Raw genomic sequence first — 496 nt, 5'->3', positions numbered from 1 at the left:
TGACGTGCCCCTGAGTTTTCATCCAGCGGCGACCAGAGTCCTTGGGTTAGTTACGCCTCGCAGCGTGGGGTGAGCAACAGGCCGGGCCGCGCAGCTTTCATCCTGCGCAGCGGGTCGGCCTGTTGCGGTCAGACTGGCGGCAAAAGCCTCCGGGGTGAGGTAGCCGATCGACGAGTGCGGCCTGCGGGTGTTGTAGTCCAGCGCCCAGGCGGCGACCTTCTGGCGGGCGTGATCCAGGCTGAAGAACAGGCTCTCGTTGAGCAGTTCGTCGCGCATCCGGCCGTTGAAGGATTCCACAAACCCGTTCTGGGTCGGCTTGCCCGGCGCGATGTAGTGCCAGTCGACGCCATGATCCTGCGCCCAGGCCAGGATGGCGGTGGACGTGAACTCCGTGCCGTTGTCGCTGACGATCATGGCGGGACGGCCCCGCCGAGCGATCAGCGCTGTCAGCTCTCGCGCGACGCGGCGTCCCGAGATCGAGGTGTCGGGGATCGCC

Annotated in this window: 1 protein-coding gene; it reads right to left on the bottom strand. The window is 66.5% G+C overall.

Annotated elements, in window-relative coordinates; genetic code table 11:
* Positions 1–18: 18 nt before the first annotated feature.
* Positions 19–496: integrase core domain-containing protein (locus tag HF680_RS15735; RefSeq protein WP_185225720.1), on the bottom strand; the 478-nt coding region annotated here is incomplete at its 5' end.

Source organism: Brevundimonas huaxiensis (assembly GCF_014218725.1).
In the GTDB taxonomy this organism is placed as follows: domain Bacteria; phylum Pseudomonadota; class Alphaproteobacteria; order Caulobacterales; family Caulobacteraceae; genus Brevundimonas; species Brevundimonas huaxiensis.
Note: the sequence above shows the minus strand (reverse complement) of the source record. Positions and strands in the feature narration are given on the sequence as shown.